Annotated in this window: 18 protein-coding genes and 1 tRNA gene; 15 read left to right on the top strand and 4 right to left on the bottom strand. The window is 71.9% G+C overall.

Annotated features, from left to right (window positions below; translation table 11 throughout):
• Positions 1-5 precede the first annotated feature (5 nt).
• The 12 genes from DEI85_RS00920 (at position 6) to DEI85_RS00865 (ending at position 13,131) form a co-directional block, all read left to right on the top strand.
• Complete coding sequence (locus DEI85_RS00920) at positions 6-845, top strand: urea amidolyase associated protein UAAP1 (RefSeq protein ID WP_110858538.1); 840 nt, start codon at positions 6-8, stop codon at positions 843-845.
• Positions 845-1,549, top strand: coding sequence for an urea amidolyase associated protein UAAP2 (locus DEI85_RS00915; RefSeq protein WP_110858537.1), 705 nt, complete (start codon positions 845-847; stop codon positions 1,547-1,549). Before DEI85_RS00920 ends, DEI85_RS00915 begins: the two co-directional genes overlap by 1 nt.
• A complete protein-coding gene (uca, locus tag DEI85_RS00910) occupies positions 1,546-5,247 on the top strand; it encodes an urea carboxylase (RefSeq protein ID WP_258376387.1) in 3,702 nt (1,233 codons plus the stop codon). The genes DEI85_RS00915 and uca overlap by 4 nt, the downstream gene beginning before the upstream one ends.
• Positions 5,244-7,010, top strand: coding sequence for an allophanate hydrolase (locus DEI85_RS00905; RefSeq protein WP_258376386.1), 1,767 nt, complete (start codon positions 5,244-5,246; stop codon positions 7,008-7,010). The genes uca and DEI85_RS00905 overlap by 4 nt, the downstream gene beginning before the upstream one ends.
• Positions 7,011-7,036: 26 nt before the next feature.
• On the top strand, positions 7,037-7,729 hold the full coding sequence (locus DEI85_RS00900; protein WP_111124088.1) for a TetR/AcrR family transcriptional regulator: 693 nt from the start codon (positions 7,037-7,039) through the stop codon (positions 7,727-7,729).
• Positions 7,730-7,789: 60 nt separating this feature from the next.
• Positions 7,790-8,383: a biotin transporter BioY gene (locus DEI85_RS00895; RefSeq protein ID WP_071245214.1), complete on the top strand. Its 594-nt coding sequence runs from the start codon at positions 7,790-7,792 to the stop codon at positions 8,381-8,383.
• A gap of 85 nt (positions 8,384-8,468) precedes the next feature.
• The gene (locus DEI85_RS00890) at positions 8,469-9,008 is read left to right on the top strand and encodes a hypothetical protein (protein WP_146238458.1); all 540 of its coding nucleotides are present in this window, start codon (positions 8,469-8,471) and stop codon (positions 9,006-9,008) included.
• On the top strand, positions 9,005-9,535 hold the full coding sequence (locus DEI85_RS00885; protein ID WP_110858534.1) for a DUF6611 family protein: 531 nt from the start codon (positions 9,005-9,007) through the stop codon (positions 9,533-9,535). The genes DEI85_RS00890 and DEI85_RS00885 overlap by 4 nt, the downstream gene beginning before the upstream one ends.
• 49 nt (positions 9,536-9,584) lie before the next feature.
• Entirely contained in the window at positions 9,585-9,926 is a 342-nt protein-coding gene (locus DEI85_RS00880) for a hypothetical protein (RefSeq protein WP_051597132.1), read from the top strand.
• Positions 9,927-10,030: 104 nt separating this feature from the next.
• Positions 10,031-10,624: a TetR/AcrR family transcriptional regulator gene (locus DEI85_RS00875; RefSeq protein ID WP_111124087.1), complete on the top strand. Its 594-nt coding sequence runs from the start codon at positions 10,031-10,033 to the stop codon at positions 10,622-10,624.
• Between the two features lie 26 nt (positions 10,625-10,650).
• Complete coding sequence (locus tag DEI85_RS00870) at positions 10,651-11,364, top strand: NADPH-dependent F420 reductase (RefSeq protein ID WP_111124086.1); 714 nt, start codon at positions 10,651-10,653, stop codon at positions 11,362-11,364.
• A 174-nt stretch (positions 11,365-11,538) separates the two neighbouring features.
• The gene (locus DEI85_RS00865; RefSeq protein WP_111124085.1) at positions 11,539-13,131 is read left to right on the top strand and encodes an exonuclease domain-containing protein; all 1,593 of its coding nucleotides are present in this window, start codon (positions 11,539-11,541) and stop codon (positions 13,129-13,131) included.
• A gap of 175 nt (positions 13,132-13,306) precedes the next feature.
• On the opposite strand, the gene DEI85_RS00860 is transcribed toward DEI85_RS00865, so the two are convergent.
• A tRNA-Ser gene (locus tag DEI85_RS00860) sits at positions 13,307-13,396 on the bottom strand.
• 143 nt (positions 13,397-13,539) lie between these two features.
• On the opposite strand from DEI85_RS00860, the gene DEI85_RS00855 reads away from it, so the two are divergent.
• Positions 13,540-14,529 carry an SGNH/GDSL hydrolase family protein gene (locus DEI85_RS00855; protein WP_111090746.1) on the top strand — a complete coding sequence of 330 codons (990 nt, stop codon included), beginning with the start codon at positions 13,540-13,542 and terminating at the stop codon, positions 14,527-14,529.
• 10 nt (positions 14,530-14,539) lie between these two features.
• The gene (gene radA, locus DEI85_RS00850; RefSeq protein ID WP_027467076.1) at positions 14,540-15,901 is read left to right on the top strand and encodes a DNA repair protein RadA; all 1,362 of its coding nucleotides are present in this window, start codon (positions 14,540-14,542) and stop codon (positions 15,899-15,901) included.
• Between the two features lie 4 nt (positions 15,902-15,905).
• Here the strand turns inward: radA and DEI85_RS00845 are convergent, their stop codons facing one another.
• Positions 15,906-16,289 (bottom strand): SseB family protein, encoded by a 384-nt coding sequence (locus DEI85_RS00845; RefSeq protein WP_111124084.1) that lies wholly within the window; start codon positions 16,287-16,289, stop codon positions 15,906-15,908.
• 280 nt (positions 16,290-16,569) lie between these two features.
• On the opposite strand from DEI85_RS00845, the gene cspE reads away from it, so the two are divergent.
• Positions 16,570-16,779 carry a transcription antiterminator/RNA stability regulator CspE gene (cspE, locus tag DEI85_RS00840; protein ID WP_017887662.1) on the top strand — a complete coding sequence of 70 codons (210 nt, stop codon included), beginning with the start codon at positions 16,570-16,572 and terminating at the stop codon, positions 16,777-16,779.
• 111 nt (positions 16,780-16,890) lie between these two features.
• Here the strand turns inward: cspE and DEI85_RS00835 are convergent, their stop codons facing one another.
• Positions 16,891-17,577, bottom strand: coding sequence for a hypothetical protein (locus DEI85_RS00835; RefSeq protein ID WP_110858524.1), 687 nt, complete (start codon positions 17,575-17,577; stop codon positions 16,891-16,893).
• A 64-nt stretch (positions 17,578-17,641) separates the two neighbouring features.
• A complete protein-coding gene (locus tag DEI85_RS00830; RefSeq protein WP_181419931.1) occupies positions 17,642-18,184 on the bottom strand; it encodes an amino-acid N-acetyltransferase in 543 nt (180 codons plus the stop codon).
• Between the last annotated feature and the right edge of the window lie 2 nt (positions 18,185-18,186).

Below are 18,186 nucleotides of genomic sequence, written 5' to 3'. Positions count from 1 at the left end.
ACCCCATGCGCGACCTCCACCAGACCGACAGCGTGCTCGCCTCCCGATCCGATGCACGCGCCCAGGCCGGCTCGCAGTCCGAGTACATGCCGTACCTGCCGGCGTCGTCGTCACCGTTCGCCCCCGAGGGCGTCGACCCCGCGCAGCTCGTCTGGGCCGAGACGGTGGCGCCGGGCGGCTACACGCACAAGGTGCTGGCTCGTGGGTCACGGCTGCGGTTCGACGACCCGACGGGTCAGGCCTGCGCCAACGTCCTGGTGTTCAACGCGCTCGAACCGTGGGAGCGGCTCAACGTCGCCGACACCCAGAAGATCCCGTGGCAGGCGTACCTGGGCCAGGGTTCGCCCCTGCTGAGCGGGGACGGCCGGGCACTCGCGACCGTGCTCGAGGACACCTCGGGGCACCACGACGCGTTCTGCGGCACCTCGACCGACGCCTGGAACGAGCGGAAGTACGGCGACGCGGCACCCGAGGGGCGCACCCCGAGCGGTCGGTCGCTGTTCGCGAAGGCCGCCGCCAAGCACGGGCTCACCAAGCGGGATCTGCCGCCGAGCATCTCGTTCTTCCAGGGCGTGCGGATCGACCCCGAGGGGGCGATGACCTTCACCGGTTCGGCCGGCGCGGGCACCCACGTCACGCTCGTCGCCGAGCTGCCGCTGCTCGTGCTGGTCGCGAACGTCGCGCACCCGATCGACCCGCGCCCGGACTACCTGGTCGGACCACTGCGGGTGCACGCCTGGCGCGGGGCCCCGACGACCGCGGCCGACGAGCGGTTCACCGCGACGCCGGAGCTCACCCGCGCCTACCTGAACTCGATCGACCACGCGGAAGCCCGAGGCCTGTGATGACCGACACGACGACCCACACCCCCGCCTCGACCGTCCCGGTCGGAGCCGTCCACGACCCGGACGTCGCCCTCGACTGGAGCGAGTCCCTGGTGCCGGGCACCGTGGTCCGCGACGACCGGGTCGCCCCGCTCGCGCCGTGGTCCGCCGTGGTCCGCGCCGGCGAGGTCCTCACCATCGTCGACGTCGGCGGCAACCAGAGCGCCGACTGCCTGCTCTACGACGCCCACGACCCCGACGAGCGGTACAGCGTGCCGGACACCCTCGCCGCACAGGGCAACGCGTACGTCCGGACCGGCACCGTGCTGATGTCGAACGAGGGCCGCCCGCTGATGACCGTCGTCGCGAACGAGATCGACCGGCAGGACACCATCGGCGGCGCGTGCTCGAAGGAGTCGAACACCCTGCGGTACGGGCACCACACCCGGTACCAGCACGGCTGCCGCGAGAACTTCCTGGCCGAGGCCGGCCGCCACGGACTCGGCGCCCGCGACATCGTGTCGAACCTCAACTGGTTCATGAACGTGCCGGTCGAGGCCGACGGCGCCCTGGGGATCGTCGACGGCATGAGCGCCCCCGGCAAGCGGGTCGCGATCCGGGCCGAGCGGGACGTGCTCGTCGTCGTCTCGAACTGCCCGCAGATGAACAACCCCTGCAACGACTTCTCCTGCACACCGCTGCGCATGATCGTGGTCCAGCCGTGACCGCCGCGCCCGAACCCACCGGGACCGCCACCGTGAACCAGACCCCCACCCTTCGCACCGACACCGTCCTCGTCGCGAACCGCGGTGAGATCGCCCGCCGCATCATCCGGTCCGCGAAGGCGCTCGGCATGCGCACCGTCGCCGTCTACTCCGACGCCGACCGCGCGGCACCCCACGTGCGTGAGGCCGACACCGCGATCCGCCTCGGACCCGCACCCGCCCGCGACTCGTACCTGCGCATCGACGCCGTGGTGCAGGCCGCGAAGGACACCGGCGCCGGACTCGTGCACCCCGGCTACGGGTTCCTGTCCGAGAACACCGACTTCGCCCGGGCCTGCGAGGACGCCGGCATCCGGTTCGTCGGGCCGACCGCCGACCAGATCGTCCGGTTCGGCGCGAAGCACACCGCCCGCGAGCTGGCCGCCGCCGCCGGGGTCCCGATGCTCGCCGGCACCGGGCTGCTCGTCAATGTCGACGACGCCGTGACCGAGGCCGAGCGCATCGGGCTGCCCGTCATGCTCAAGGCCACCGGGGGTGGCGGCGGGATCGGCATGCAGGCCTGCTCGACCCTCGACGAGGTCCGCGAGGCGTACACGAGCGTCGTCCGCCTGGCGACCGCGAACTTCGGGTCGGCCGGCATCTTCCTCGAGCGGCTGGTCCGGCCGGCCCGGCACGTCGAGGTCCAGCTCTTCGGTGACGGCGAGGGCCGCGTCGCGGTGATCGGCGACCGCGACTGCTCCCTGCAGCGCCGCAACCAGAAGGTCATCGAGGAGGCCCCGGCACCGGCGCTCCCCGAGCACGTCCGCGCCGAGCTGCACGCATCGGCCCGCCGCCTGGCCGAGAGCGTCGGGTACCGCAGCGCCGGCACCGTCGAGTTCGTCTACGACCCGGTGCGCGAAGAGGCGTCGTTCCTCGAGGTGAACACCCGCCTGCAGGTCGAGCACCCGGTCACCGAGGAAGTGTTCGGCGTCGACCTCGTCGAGCTCATGCTCCGCCTGGCCCGCGACGGTGCCGCCGGCATCGACCCCGACGTGTTCGACCGCACCTGGACCCCGAACGGCCACGCCGTCGAGGCCCGTGTCTACGCCGAGGACCCGGCGAAGGGCTCGCTGCCCTCCAGCGGCCTCGTCACCCAGGCCGTGTTCCCGAGCGCGACCACGGCATCCGGCGAGCGCACCGGCATCCGCGTCGACGGCTGGGTCGAGACCGGCTCCGAGGTGTCCGCGTTCTACGACCCGATGCTCGCCAAGGTGATCGCCACCGGGGAGACCCGCGACGACGCCCTCGACCTGCTGCGCGACGGACTCGCGACCACCCGCATCGACGGCATCGTCACGAACGCCGGGCTCCTCCGCGCGCTGACCGACGACCTCGAGCTCCGCACCGCCACGCACTCCACCTCGACGCTCGACGCGACCGAGGACCCGGACCCGCGCATCGACGTCGTCGCGCCCGGCACCATGACGATGATCCAGGACCTGCCCGGCCGGGTCGGGTACTGGCAGGTGGGTGTCCCGCCGAGCGGCCCGTTCGACGCGGCCTCCTTCGCCGAGGCGAACCGCGCCGTGGGCAACCCGGACGGTGCCCCCGCGCTCGAGGTCACCGCCACCGGCCCGACACTCCGGTTCTCGGCCGCCGCGGTGGTCGCGCTCACGGGTGCACCGGCACCGGTCACCCTCGACGGCGAACCCGTGGCGCTGTGGGAGCCCGTCGAGGTCGGCGCCGGCCAGACCCTGGCGATCGGCACGGCCCCCGGTCCGGGCCTCCGCACCTACCTGGCGGTCCGGGGCGGCTTCGACGTGCCGACCTACCTCGGCTCGACCGCGACCTTCACGCTCGGTGGCTTCGGCGGCCACGCCGGGCGGGCCCTGCTCGCCGGCGACGTCCTGCGCCCGGGCTCCCCGGACTCGGACGCCCCGCACCCGGCGTTCCCGGCCGGAACACGTCTGGGCCTGGTGGGCGGCCCGACCCCGGCCGACCGCCGCACCGCGGTTACCGACGCGTGGGAGATCGCCGTCACCGAGGGGCCGCACGCGGCGCCGGACTTCTTCACCCGCGCCGACCTCGACGTCTTCTACGCCACCGACTACGCCGTGCACCACAACTCGGCGCGCACCGGCATCCGGCTCATCGGCCCGCGGCCGGAGTGGGCGCGGACCGACGGCGGCGAGGCCGGTCTGCACCCGTCGAACATCCACGACACCCCGTACGCCGTCGGTGCGATCGACTTCACCGGGGACACCCCGATCATCCTCGGACCGGACGGGCCGTCGCTCGGCGGCTTCGTCTGCCCCGCCGTGGTCGCCAGCGGCGACCTCTGGAAGCTGGGCCAGCTCCGACCGGGTGACACGGTCCGGTTCGTCCCCGTCCGCGAAGCCGACGCCGCCGCGCTCGACGCACACCGGGCCTCCAGGACGGTGCCGCGCACCGGAGGCGACGGCGACGACGGTGTGATCGCCCACCTGGACGCGACCGACGTGCGGCCGAGCGTCGCGTACCGACGCGACGGCGACGACAACGTGCTCGTCGAGTACGGCGACATGACCCTCGACATCGCACTGCGGATGCGCGTGCACGCGCTCATGACGAAGCTGCAGGAGCACACGCCGAAGGGGATCCTCGACATCACTCCGGGCATCCGCTCGCTGCAGGTGCACACCGACGCGTCCGTGCTCAAGGCGCGCGACGTGGCGGGGCTGCTCCGCAAGCTCGAGGACGAGATCCCGCCGACCGACCAGCTCGTCGTGCCGTCGCGCACCGTCAAGCTGCCGCTGTCGTGGGACGACCCGGCCACCCGGCTGGCGATCGAGCGGTACATGAACGGCGTGCGGAACGACGCCCCGTGGACCCCGTGGAACATCGAGTTCATCCGTCGCATCAACGGGCTCGAGAGCGTCGACGACGTCTTCCGCACCGTGTTCGACGCGAGCTACCTGGTGCTCGGCCTCGGCGACGTGTACCTCGGCGCACCGGTCGCGACCCCGCTCGACCCCCGGCACCGCCTGGTCACGACGAAGTACAACCCCGCCCGCACCTGGACCGCCGAGAACTCCGTCGGCATCGGCGGCGCGTACCTGTGCATCTACGGCATGGAGGGGCCCGGCGGCTACCAGTTCGTCGGCCGCACCGTGCAGATCTGGAACCGGTTCCGCCGGGGCGGGCTGTTCCAGGAGAACCCGTGGGCGCTGCGGTTCTTCGACCGGATCGAGTGGTACCCGGTCGGTGCCGACGAGCTGCTCGAGCTGCGCGCCGAGACCGACGCCGGGCGGGGCTCGTTCGAGACCGTCGAGGGTGAGTTCTCGATCGCGTCGTACAACCGGTTCCTGTCCGACAACGCCGGGTCCATCGCGGACTTCCGGGCGCAGCAGGCGCAGGCGTTCGGCGAGGAGAAGGAGCGGTGGCGGGCATCGGGCGAGTTCGACGTCCGTGACGAACCGGCCGCCGTGGTGGCCGACGCCGTGACCGTGCCCGAGGGGTCGACCGCCGTGTACGCCCCCTTCACCTCGACCGTGTGGCAGGTGGACGTCCGACCGGGAGACCGCGTGGACGAGGGGCAGAAGCTGCTGGCCGTGGAGGCGATGAAGATGGAGTCGATGGTGCACGCACCGGTGCCGGGCCACGTGCTCGAGGTGTACATCAAGCCGGGCGACCAGGTCGCGCCGGGCCAGGTCCTCGCCGCGATCGGAGCGGCAGCGTGAGCGGGATCAGCGCGGCGAGTGCCGGCGGGACCGCCGCCACCGCGGCCGCCACCGCCGCCGCGGCCCGCGTCCGCGACGCCTTCGCCCGCATCGACGCCGTCGACCGGCCCGAGGTCTGGATCACCCTGCGCGACCGCGCCGACGTGCTGGCCGAGGCCGAGGCCGTCGACCCGACGCTGCCCCTGGCCGGCCTGCTCTTCGCCGTGAAGGACAACATCGACGTCGCCGGCCTGCCCACCACCGCAGCCGCCCGCTCCTACGCCCACGACCCCGCCGCCGACGCCACCGCCGTCGCCCGGCTCCGCGCCGCCGGCGCCGTCGTCGTCGGCAAGACGAACCTCGACCAGCTCGCCACCGGCCTGGTCGGCACCCGCTCGCCCTTCGGCGCGGTCCGGAACGCCTGGGACCCGACGCGGATCTCCGGCGGCTCGTCGAGCGGTTCCGCCACGGCGGTCGCCCTGGGCATCGTCGACTTCGCGCTCGGCACCGACACCGCCGGGTCCGGCCGGGTGCCCGCCGCGCTCGGCAACCTGGTCGGGGTCAAGCCGACGAAGGGGCTCGTGCCGAACACCGGCGTCGTCCCCGCCTGCCGCTCGCAGGACTGCGTCACGGTGTTCGCCCGGTCGCTCGACCTCGCGCGCACGGCGGCCGAGCTGATGGCCGGTCCGGACGGCGTCGACCCGCTCGTGCGGCCCGACCGCGCCCTCGCCGACCTGCCCGCCGTCCCGCGCATCGCGGTGCCGCTGCCGTCACAGCTCGAGGGGCTCGCACCCGGCTGGGCCGAGGCGTTCGCCGCGGCCGTCGACCGGTTCCGCGCGCTCGGACACCAGGTGGTCGAGGTCGACATCGCACCCCTGCTCGACGCCGCGTCGCTGCTCTACGACGGCGCCTTCGTCGCCGAACGGTACGCGGCCGTCGGCGCCCACATCGAGGCCCACCGCGACGAGATCGGTGCCGACCTCGACCCGTCGGTCGCCGCGATCGTGCTCGGTGGTGCAGGACCGACCGCCGCGGAGCTCTTCGCAGACCAGGAACGGCTCGACGCGTTCGGGGCAGCCGGTCGCGCCGCACTCGAGGGCACCACGGCACTGCTCACCCCGACGACGACGTGGCACCCGACGCTCGAGCAGGTCGCGGCCGACCCGATCGGCGCGAACAGCCGGATGGGCCGCTACACGAACTTCGCGAACCTGCTCGACATGGCCTCGCTCGCCGTGCCCGCCGGGTTCGTCGACGGCCTGCCGTTCGGCGTCATGCTCACCGGTCCGGCGTTCAGCGACCGGCGCCTGGCGGCGTTGGCGGCCGCGTTCGCCGCCCCGACCGTCGACCTGCTGGTCGTCGGGGCGCACCTGCGCGACGGGCCGCTGAACGGGCAGCTGGTCGCGTCCGGCGGATCGTTCGTCCGGGAGGCCCGCACCGCGTCCGACTACCGGCTGTACGCACTCGACACGGTGCCGCCCAAGCCCGGGTTGGTCCGCGTGGGTCCGGTCGCGTCCGGCGCCGCTGCACCGGGGTCGGGCTCCGGTTCGGGCTCGGGCTCGGGCTCGGGCTCGGGGTCGGGCATCGTCGGGGAGGTCTGGCGCCTGCCCGCCGCCGGCTTCGGCACCTTCGTCGCGGCCCTGCCGGCACCGATGGCGATCGGCACCGTGGCGCTCGACGACGGTACCGAGGTCACCGGGTTCCTGGTCGAGCCGTTCGCCGTCCAGGGGGCCGAGGACATCACCCACCACGGCGGCTGGCGCGCGTACCGGGAGCAGTCGTGACGGACACCGGCTGTCAGGATGGGGGCATGTCCCCCGACGACCGGCCCGTGCGCCCCGGCCGACCGCGGGTCGTGCCGAACGCCGACTCAGCGCTGAGCCCGCGCGACCAGATCCTCGACGCCGCCGCCGCGCTGTTCGTCGAGAACGGCATCAGCGCGACCTCGACCCGGGCGATCGCCGAACGGGTCGGGATCCGGCAGGCCTCGCTGTACTACCACTTCGCCGGCAAGGACGACCTGCTCGTCGAGCTGCTCACGACCTCGGTGCGCCCGAGCCTCGAGCTGGTCCGCGGCCTCGAGCAACTCGTGCCGGAGTCGGCCTCGGCAGCCGGTGCCCTCGCCGCGCTGGTCGTCGCCGACGTGGACACCCTCGCCCGCACCCCGCACAACATCGGCACGCTGTACCTGCTGCCCGAGGTGCAGGGCGAGCGCTACGACGGGTTCCGGGCCGAGCGCGTCGAACTGCAGGAGGCCTACGGGCGCCTCGGCTCGCGCGCTGCCACCCCGGACGTCGCCGCCGGCGTCTCCCCGTCGCGCCTCGGTGCCGTGCTCATCCAGATCACCGAGACCGTCATCCAGCTCCGCCGGTCCGGCCCCGTGCAGGACGCCGACCGCGACGCCCTCGTCGCGACCTGCCTGCGCGCCTGCGGCCTCGACACCGCCGCCGTGGAGGGGGCCCGGCGCGACGCCGAGTCCCTGCTGGCCGCCGTCGCGGTCTGACCCCGTCCCTTTCTCCCGCAGCTCCTTCTCCCCCGGCTCCTTCCCCCAGCGAGGAACACCATGACCACGATCACCCCCGCCGCACACCGTCCGCTCGCCGACGCGCTGCTCCCCCGCACCGCCGTCGTCAGCACCGCCCTGGTCCTCGGCGGCGCGCTGCTGACCGCCGGTGCCGCGCAGGTGTCCGTGCCGATCTGGCCCGTCCCGATCACCGGGCAGACCCTGGCCGTGCTGCTCGTCGGCAGTGCCCTCGGTGCCCGTCGCGGTGCCCTGTCGATGCTCGTCTACGCGCTGCTCGGCGTCGTCGGGCTGCCGGTCTTCGCGGACGGTTCGGCCGGGGTCGGCGTGCTCGTCGGCCCCTCCGGCGGGTACATCGTCGGCTTCGTCGCCGCCGCGGCCCTGGTCGGCTGGGTCGCCGAGCGCTTCGGCGACCGCCCGCTGCGGAACGCGCTGCTGTCCTTCGCCCTCGGCACCGTCGTCACCTTCGTCGCCGGGATGGCCTGGCTCGCGGTGGCACTCGGCCTCGACCTGCAGCAGACCCTGCAGTACGGGCTGTACCCGTTCGTCCTCGGTGGTGTGGTGAAGACCCTGATCGGCGCCGGCGTGATCTCCCTCGGGTGGACCGCAGCCCTGCGCTCGGCCACCCGCCGGTGAGCGCTCCGTCAGGACTCCGGCGCCGGCCGTAGGGGTTCCGTCAGGAGGCCTTCCGCGCCGTTCGAGCGCGCGAGAGCGTGTGGTCGTGACACTGACTGCGATCATGCCGACGCTCCGCGCGTCGCTCCCCGATCCGATGGACCCGTTCCTCTGGCCGGCCCACACCACAGCGACCACCGACGACCTGCTGGTCTCGGCGATCTCGATGGTCCGGCTCGCCGACCTCACCGGCACCCCGACCGTGCACACCGCCGAGCAGTCCCCGCCCCGGTACCGCCCGCGCGGCTGGACACCCCGCGACGTGAGCGTCGCCGTCGCGGCGGTCACCCGTGTGCGGCGACCGCTCACCGGGGTGGTGCTCCTGGAACTGGACGCGGTCCTGCCGACCTGCGCCGTGCTCGACCAGGTGCGCCTGATCGGACGCCGGAGCACCGCTCCCCTCTCCCCGATGTACGTCGTCACCCGCTGTGACGGTCAGGCCGACGGTCCGTTCCACCGCCTCCCGGCTCCGTTGCCCGCCGACGTCCGCGAAGGCGACCTGGTCTGCTTCCCGTGCCTGGCGACCGTCCGGCACCGCGACGTCGTCGAACCGGTCCGGGCGGAACTCGCGCCGGTGGATCGATGACCGTCGCGCTGCCGGTCCGCACCCGGCTGCTCGACGGCGCCCACCTGTGGGGCCGGTACACGGTCCGGCCCGTCGGCCGAACACTGTGGAGCTCGCGGACCCTCGTCGTGTTCCCGCCCGGCACGACCACCGGCGAGCGCCTGCTGCTGCGCGCCTGGCACGTCTGGCCGGCCGTCGGGGCGGTCGTCGCCCTCGCTGCCCTGGTGCTCGCCGTCTCGGTCCCCGCCGTCGGCACGACCACCGCGCTGCTCCTCTACGGCGGCGGCTTCGCGGTCCTCGCCCGCGCCACCCGCGCGCTGCGGCCACGGGTGCGGTCCGTCACCGTGACGACGTTCCTGGGCGACGGCCGCCGCGAGGTCCACGGCGACGAACGCCTGCTCACCGGCTCCCTGGACGCGCTGTCGATCCTGGAACAGGCGCTCCGGGCCGACCGCATCCGCCCCGTCGACTTCGAACTCATCTGGGGCGACGTGTGGAACGCCCTTCCCGCGCCGGCCCCGGACCACCGCGCACAGCGGTCATCCTGAAGCCGGTTCCCGCGCCGCGCGTTTGTATGGGTTCGGGAAGGAGTACGCGATGAAGCACATCCACTACGACGCCACCACGATCCTGGTCGGAGACGACGTCGCCGACGCCGTGATCGAGTACGCCGCGGCTCTCGCCGGGGGCGACCGGGCCGACACCGTCGACGTGCCCGCCGTCGCCGACGACGGGACGATGACCACCACGAAGATCCTCATCGGGCCCTCGAGCGAGATCGTCATCGAGGACGCGGAAGAGGACGAACTCGAGATGGACAACGGGGAGTTCGTCGGGCGGCTGCGCGCCGCCGCGAAGACCTTCGGGCACAGCGAGCCGATCCACGCGAACACGCGGACGGACCTGGCGGACGCGGCGGAGGCTGCCGAGGAGTCCTGACGCCTGGGCGTCGCGCTTCAGCGTCGAAACGGAGAGGGTCTCCTGTACTGTGGTGATTCCGGAGAGCTCCTCCGTTTCCCGACGCCACAGCCTGGAGGCCCGCCATGCCCGAGCAGACCGCTCCCGCCGGGCGCGCCCCGCGCGCTGACGCGCTGCGGAACCGGGACCACATCCTGCAGGTCGCGGAGCGCGCCTTCGCCGAGCACGGCGTGACCGGCTCGCTCGACGCGATCGCCAAGCAGGCCGGCGTCGGCGCCGGCACCCTCTACCGGCACTTCCCCACGCGCGAGGCCCTGATCGCCGAGCTCCTCGCCGCCCGCGACGAGCACCTGGTGGCGCGTCGTGAAGCACTGCGCGACGGCTCCGTGGACACCGGCGACGCCCTGCACGGCTGGCTCGACGCGGTCACCGAGTGGGCGGGCACGTTCGACGGGCTGCCCGAACCGCTCCGTGCCGCCGCGTCGTCCGACTCGTCGCCGCTCGCCCTGACGTGCCAGGGGTTCATCACCACCACGGACGAGTTCCTCCGCGCCGCACAGCGTTCCGGTCGTGCGCGTGCCGACGTCCGCGCGCGGGACCTGTTCCTCGCTGCCCTGGCCAGCAGCTGGGTCCAGGGCGCCGCGATGGCCGACGACTCGTCGTCCGCCGCGCTCTCCGCCCTGTCGCGGCGCGGTTGGGAAGCCCCGCCTCTTCCTTGACATTCACCTTCCGGAAAGGGCACCACATGAACCGCATCGGCATCATCGGCAGCGGAGCCATCGGCACCGCGATCGCACGCCTGGCCGTCGCCGCCGACCTCGACGTCCTCATCGCGAACTCGCGCGGCCCCGAGTCGCTGCAGGACCTCGTCGTCGAGCTCGGCCCGCGGGCCCAGGCCGGCACCGTGCGACAGGCCGTCGAGTTCGGCGACGTGCCCGTCCTCGCCATCCCGCTCACCGCCTACCTGGCGCTCGCCCCCGACCTCGACGCCTTCGCCGGGCGGACCGTGCTGTCGACGGGCAACTACTACCCCGGTCGCGAGGGCCGGATCGAACAGCTCGACAGCCTCGCGACGACCACGGCGGAGTACGAGCAGACGCTCCTGCCCGGCACACAGATCGTCAAGGCGTTCAACAACATCGTCGCCCACCACATCCCGAACCTCGCCGGCTCCACGCCCCGCACGGCGCTGCCGATCGCGGGCGACGACGAGCAGGCCAAGGCCGTGGTCGCCGAGCTCGTGCAGCTGCTCGGGTTCGACACCGTGGACGCCGGGACCCTGGCCGACTCGTGGCGCTTCGAGCCGGAGTCCGGGGCGTACACGGGGATCTACGCGGCGAGTGCCGAGGGGTTCGCGGCGGACTACCTGGCGGATCAGGGAGCACCGTTGCCCGCGGAGCGGCTGCGGGACATACTGGCGGTGTCGCACCGGGCGGATGTGACGAACCGGCAGTTCTGACGATGCGGGCCCACCTTCGGATCCCTCCGGAACAGCCAGGCCGAACACTGGCCCCTCTTCTGGGGACGCCCGATCGCCCCCCGCGCCGGCGGCTGTCTTCTAGCGTGAGATGGAAGACCGCGGCGCTCCCGTTCCCCGCGAGCATCCGTCGCGGCGGGGTGGAAGAAGGCATCGGTGGGACTGTTCAACTGGCTGTTCGGACGTCGGGCGCGCCCGGCCAAGCACCCGGTAGCGCCAGCGTCTGCAGAGACGACAGTGAGCTACGGTGCGCCCGCGTTCGCAGTCGTCGACGTGGAGACGACCGGGCTGTCACCACAGCGGGACCGCGTCCTCGAGGTTGCGATCGTGCGGCTCGACGCAACAGGTGCAGTCGTTGACGAATGGGTGACCCGAATCGACCCTGAAGGACCGGTCGGGGCAATCCACATCCACGGCATCAGGCAGGCCGACGTCGTCGGGCGACCGCGTTTCGCTGACGTCGCGGGCACGATCGTCGCACGTCTCTCGGGACTCGCCGTCGTCGCGCACAACGCCAAGTTCGACCTGGCATTCCTTCGGAACGAGTTGAAGAGCGCCGGGTGGGACGTCCCGTGGATCGCCGCGTACTGCACGCTCGATGCCAGCTACGCGTACCTGCCGGACATGGACCGGCGCCGACTCGCCGACTGCTGCTGGGCGGTGGGCGTCCGGCTTGACGACGCGCACTCTGCGCTCGGCGATGCGCGAGCCGCCGCGGGGCTGCTCGGTGCCTACGTCGGGCTGAACGGTGGTCCGGATCCTGTGCTGACCGAAGCGCAGGACCTCGCCAGGAGCACGAGGTGGCCGTCAGGTCCGTCGCGGTCGCCGTCGCGGTCTGCTTCAGCGTCCGTCGCGGGCCCGCGCGCCGGCAGGATGCCCGCCAGCGGACGTCCTGCACGAATCACCTCGCCCCGCCCCACCGCTCCCCCGTTGCTCGAACAGCTCACCGCGATGTCCCTCCTCGAAGTACTCGAGGAAGGGGCACCCGTTGGGTCGACGGCGTACCTCGAGATGCTCTTCGACGCCCTCGAGGACGGCGACATCTCCGACGCTGAGTCAGTGGCCCTGCAGGAGCTGTGCGCCGAGTACGAGCTGTCCCCAGCAGACACCAGCGCGGCGCATGAAGCGTTCCTCCTGGCGCTGGCGCACCGGGCGGTCGACGACGGACGTGTCTCTCACGACGAGCGCCGTGAGCTGAGGACCATCGCCTCGCTGCTGGGCGTCGCGGAAACGAAGGTGAAGCGAGTCCTCGACCGCGCTGATGCCGCTCGTCATGCCCGGTTGAGCGCAGGCTTGGGCGCGCTGCCCGCCCCGTGGCCACACGGGGAACCGCTCCGCGTCGGGGACAAGGTCGTCTTCACCGGATGCGACGAACGGCAACGTGCGCGACTCGAGCAGCGATCCGAGGAGCTCGGCGTTCGGGTCGTCGGTGCAGTGTCTCGGCTGACGGCCATGCTGGTCACGGACGGGTCCTTCTCCGGCGGGAAGTTCGCCAAGGCGACAGAACTCGACACGCGTCGCGTGCACCCGGACACGTTCGAGGTGTTGTTGCGGCACCTCCAGCCCGCAGTGTCCAGCTCGGCGACGGCCACCGCGAAGGCCTCGCCCAGCCCGGTCTCGACATCCGACCCGCTGAACGCAGCGTCTCCGTCGGCCGTCCGAGCGTGGGCAGTCTCGGCCGGGCTCGAAGTGGGCGTCCGAGGTCGACTCCCGAAGCACGTGTTCGACGCCTACGCGGCAGCCCACTGAAGGGGTTCACTCATCCAGGGCAACTCGAACACCTGGGCGTTCCGGGCGGATGCCTCGGCCGGACGGAGGGAGCGCAACGCTGCTCCCGCACGGTAGAACTGGCGAGATCGCGTCGTTGATCCTCGGGGAACGAGAAGAGCCCCCGGTCCAAGCCGGGGGCTCTTCATCGTGTTGCTGGCGGTACCGGTGGGATTTGAACCCACGGTGGAGTTGCCCCCACACATGTTTTCGAGACATGATCCTTCGGCCGCTCGGACACGGTACCGGGAAAGAGTTTACACGATCCGGGAGGCCCGTGATGACACCGCGGGTCGGCTCTCCCTCCACAGGCCGTCACCTGCAGGGCTCTCCCCACACCCACAGGTCCTCCTCGTCTCCGGCAAGACCGGCGGGCGTACCGTCCACGGCATGAGAACCCGCTCGCTCATCGCACTCCTCACCTCCGTCGTCGGCAGCCTCGGCGTCGTCGGTGCCGCAGCCGTCGGTGCCCGCGCCGGCGTGAAGGGCCAACGGGCAGCGGCGCAACGGGTCGTCGACATGCTCCCGATCCACGCCGACTGGTGGCGCGAACGACAGCAACACGAGGGGCAGCTGCTCTACGTGGCGATCGGTGACTCGGCAGCGCAAGGCGTCGGTGCGACCGCACCCGGGCGTGGCTACGTGGGGCTGCTCGCGCGGCGCATCCGGCACCGTTCCCACATGTCGGTCCGGGTGGTGAACCTCAGCGTGTCCGGTTCGACCACGTGGGGCGCGAAGCGTGATCAGCTGCCGAAGCTCCGGCACTACGCGCCCGACATCTGCACGGTGTCGATCGGGGCGAACGACATCGCCGACTTCGACCCGGACAAGTTCGAGCGGAACATCCGGGCGATCTACGGTGCGGTCCCCTCGCACGCCGTGGTGGCCGAACTGCCGTGCATGTTCGTGCCGGACCGGGAGCGCAAGGTGGCGGTGGCGAACGAGATCGTGCACCGGGTGGCCGACGAGTTCGGGCTGACGGTGGCGCCGCTGCACACCATCACCAAGCGGGTCGGGCTCCGCCGTACCTTCTTCAACAGCTACGGCGACCTGTTCCACCCGAACGACCGCGGCTACGAGATCTGGGCGAGCGCGTTCGAGCCCGCGGTCGACGCCCGGGTCGACACGGTGGCGGCGATCCGGCACTACCTGTCCGTGCGCGAGGCCGAGAACCTCGGTCGCGAAGCCGGGGCGGTGGCGAACGCCCGCGCCGAGCAGGACACCGACGGTGCCGAGGCACTCGACCACGCCTCCCGCCAGGGTCCGGGGCCGGTCGAGCGCCTGCGCCACCGGATGACCGGGTCGATCGCGCTGCCCGACGAACGAGACCAGACGGACGAGTCGGGCGACCACGCCGGTGATGTCGGCCGTACGGCCTAGCCTCGACGACATGGCGCGCCCGCAGTCCCTCTACCGTTGCACCGAGTGCGGCTGGACCAGCATCAAGTGGGTCGGCCGGTGCGGTGAGTGCCAGACCTGGGGCACCGTCGAAGACAGCTCGGCGGCGTCGGCGAGCACCCGGGGTACGTCAGCGGTCGCCGTCACCGGCGCCCGGGCCGCGCGACCGATCACCGAAGCCCGCGGCACTTCCGTGCAGCGCTGGCAGACCGGCATCGGCGAGTTCGACCGTGTCCTCGGCGGCGGCGTAGTGCCAGGCGCGGCGGTCCTGCTGAGCGGCGAGCCCGGCGTCGGCAAGTCGACCCTGCTGCTCGAGGTCGCTTCGCGAGCCGCAGCCTCGGGCAAGCGCGTCCTCTACGTCAGCGCGGAAGAGTCCGTCGACCAGGTCCGACTCCGTGCCGAACGCACCGGGGCGATGCACGACGACCTGTACCTGGCGAGCGAGGTCGACCTCGGCGTCATCATCGGCCAGATCGACCAGGTCCAGCCAGACCTGCTCATCGCCGACTCCGTGCAGACCATCTCGTCGAGCTCGATCGACGGTATCGCGGGTGGCACGTCCCAGGTGCGCGAGGTCGCCTCGACCCTGATCCGCATCGCGAAGGACCGCGCCCTGCCCGTCCTCATCGTCGGTCACGTCACGAAGGACGGCACGATCGCCGGCCCGCGGCTCCTGGAGCACCTGGTCGACGTCGTCTGCCACTTCGAGGGCGATCGGCAGACCGCCCTGCGCTTCGTCCGGGCGCTCAAGAACCGGTTCGGCCCCACCGACGAGGTCGGGTGCTTCGACATGGGCGGCGACGGCATCCACGAGGTCCCGGACCCGAGCGGCCTCTTCATGTCGAAGAACGCCACCCCGGTGTCCGGTACCTGCGTCACCGTCGCACTCGAGGGGCGTCGCGCGCTGCCGGTCGAGGTGCAGGCCCTCATCGTCCCGAGCTCGGCGCCGCAGCCCCGCCGGGTCGTGAACGGCGTCGATGCGTCGCGTGTCGCGATGCTGCTCGCGGTCCTCGAACGCCGTGCCGGCCTCAAGCTGTCCGACGCCGACGTCTACGTCTCCACGGTGGGCGGCATGAAGCTCACCGAGCCCGGTGCCGACCTGGCGATCGCGCTGGCCCTCGCGAGCGCTGCACGTGACCGCCCGTACCCGCACACGCTCGCGGCCGTCGGTGAGATCAGCCTCGCCGGCGAGATCCGTCCGGCCACGGGCACGAAGCAGCGCGTGAACGAGGCCACCCGCCTCGGGTTCACGACGGTGCTCGGCTCGGACTCCGGGCACCTGCGCGAAGCCCTGCGTGTGGCGTTCTCGATGACGCAGTCCCCGCGCGAACGCGAGCTCGACCGAGCGTTCTGAGGCGCTACGCGCGCAAAGCGGCCAGCAGGTCCGCCGGCGCGGCCTGCATGGTGTGCGGGCCGGCGATGTCGAACAAGACGCCCTCGAGCATGTCGAGGTGGGCGGCCAGGAACTCCTCGAGCCGCGGCCCGTCGTAGACCATGACCTGCCGGATCTTCTCGTCCGGCACCATCGCCGTGTAGGCGTCCGCCGACGAGAACAGCAGCAGGATGCGCTTGTCCGACCCCTCACGGCCGAACACCCGTACCTGCATGTCCTTCTTGCCGGTGACGAGTCGGGGGACGATCACGATGTCGTGGCGGAGCGCGAACGCCACCGCAGCGACGTCCTGCTTCGCGAGGGCTTCCTCGAGTTGTTCGCTCCGGAAGCGCTGTTCCTTGTCTGCCATCAGCTCAATTCCACCAGATTTTCGTCGTTCCGTGACGCACGGGTAGCCAGTCGGCCCAGAGCACGCTAGCCTGATGGGACCGCTTCGGCGGCGCTCAACGTCCGGGCGAGGTGGTTTGCCCCTCAACCCGGGCCCCAGGGTCACTGGCCGACAGGCCTGACCCCGAACCCGTCCCGCCGGCACCTGCCCGCGTGGCGCATCACCCCCGTCGACGTACGTCGGGGTCTCCGTCGGTGCATCTGCACCTTGGCGGAAGCAAGAAAGCTAAGGAAACGCCATCATGGCATCTACCGGTACCGTCAAGTGGTTCAACAACGAAAAGGGCTTCGGCTTCATCGCCCCGGACGACGGCAGCGCTGACGTCTTCGCGCACTTCTCTGCGATTGCTGGCAACGGCTACAAGTCGCTCGAGGAGAACCAGAAGGTGGAGTTCGACATCACCGAGGGCCGCAAGGGCCCGCAGGCGGAGAACATCACCGTCCTCGGCTGATCACATCAGCTTGAACCGGCCCCGTCGTCTTCGGACGACGGGGCCTGTTGCTGTTCCCGGCACCCCTGCCAGGCACAGCGCAGCCGGAGCGGATCAGAACCGAGAACCCGGTTACTGCAGGATGAACTGCACCGAGGTCTTCGACTCGAGGTTCCCGACGGCGACCTGCAGGTGGTAGCTCGCTCCCCCGGCGGTGACCGCCGGCCGTGACGAGTCGCACGTCGACGTGGACGAGCGGGTCCGATCCCAGGCGATCGCCGGGGTCGTGAGCGTCTGACCGGATTTGATCGTGACGTCCTGGTTCGTGCCGCCGGTCTGGCAGTCCTTCGACGACCAGTACTGTTCCTGGCCGGAGCTGATGGTCAGCACCTGCTGCGCCGATCCGAGGTCCAGGTGGCAGGAGTTCGTGCCGGAGTTCTTGATCGACATCGCGATCTTCGGGTCCTCGGTGGGGCCGTAGGCCGACTTGTCGAGCACCGGGGTCAGGACGATCTGGTCCTTCGTGCAGGTCGAGCCGTCGGCAGCAGCGGGCTTCGACGCAGAAGCCGAGGCGGAAGCCGACGGCTTCGGCGCAGCGGACCGCGAGGACCCAGGACCGGCCGCAGACCCGTCCGACGACGCACCGGCATCAGCAGATGCCGACGGGCTCGGCGCCGCCGACGTGGCCCCGCTCCCCCGCCCGACGACGATGAGCACCACGACCAGGACGACGACCAGCAGCGCCCCGAGCACGAGCGCCCGGCGGCGCCAGTAGACGACCGGCTTCTCGGGCCCGACGGGGTGACGCAACGACGACATGCGCACAGGGTAGACAACGGCGAGGGCCGCACACGGCCACCCCGCCGGTCGGCACGAGAAAGCGTCAGAGGTTCTTCAGCATGCGGGTGTTGCCGAGGGTGTTCGGCTTGACCCGGGCGAGGTCGAGGAACTCCGCGACCCCTTCGTCCGACGAGCGGACCAGTTCGGCGTAGACATCCGGCGGGACGACGCTCTCGCCGATCTCCAGGTACCCGTGCTTCGCGAAGAAGTCGACCTCGAAGGTCAGGCAGAAGATCCGGGCGACCCCGAGTTCACGAGCGTCGTGCTCGAGCGCTTCGAGCATCCGGTGCCCGACGCGCTTGTGGATCCACTGCTCGTCCAGGGCGAGCGTGCGCACCTCGGCGATGTCGTCCCAGAAGACGGCGAGCGCGCCGCACCCGATGGGGGTGCCGTCGGGCCCTTCGGCGATCCGGAACTGCTGGATCGAGCCGTACAGGGCGACGTTCTCCTTGCCGAGCAGGATGCGCCGGTCGACGTAGGGGGCGATGAGCCGCTGGATGTGCGGGACGTCCGAGGCGAGCGCCGGACGCACGAGGATCCCGTGGTCGTCGCGCTCGTGGAACGCGTGCTTCCCGTGCTCTGTCATCC

The organism is Curtobacterium sp. MCBD17_026 (genome assembly GCF_003234895.2).
Taxonomy (GTDB): Bacteria; Actinomycetota; Actinomycetes; order Actinomycetales; family Microbacteriaceae; genus Curtobacterium; species Curtobacterium flaccumfaciens.
Note: the sequence above shows the minus strand (reverse complement) of the source record. Positions and strands in the feature narration are given on the sequence as shown.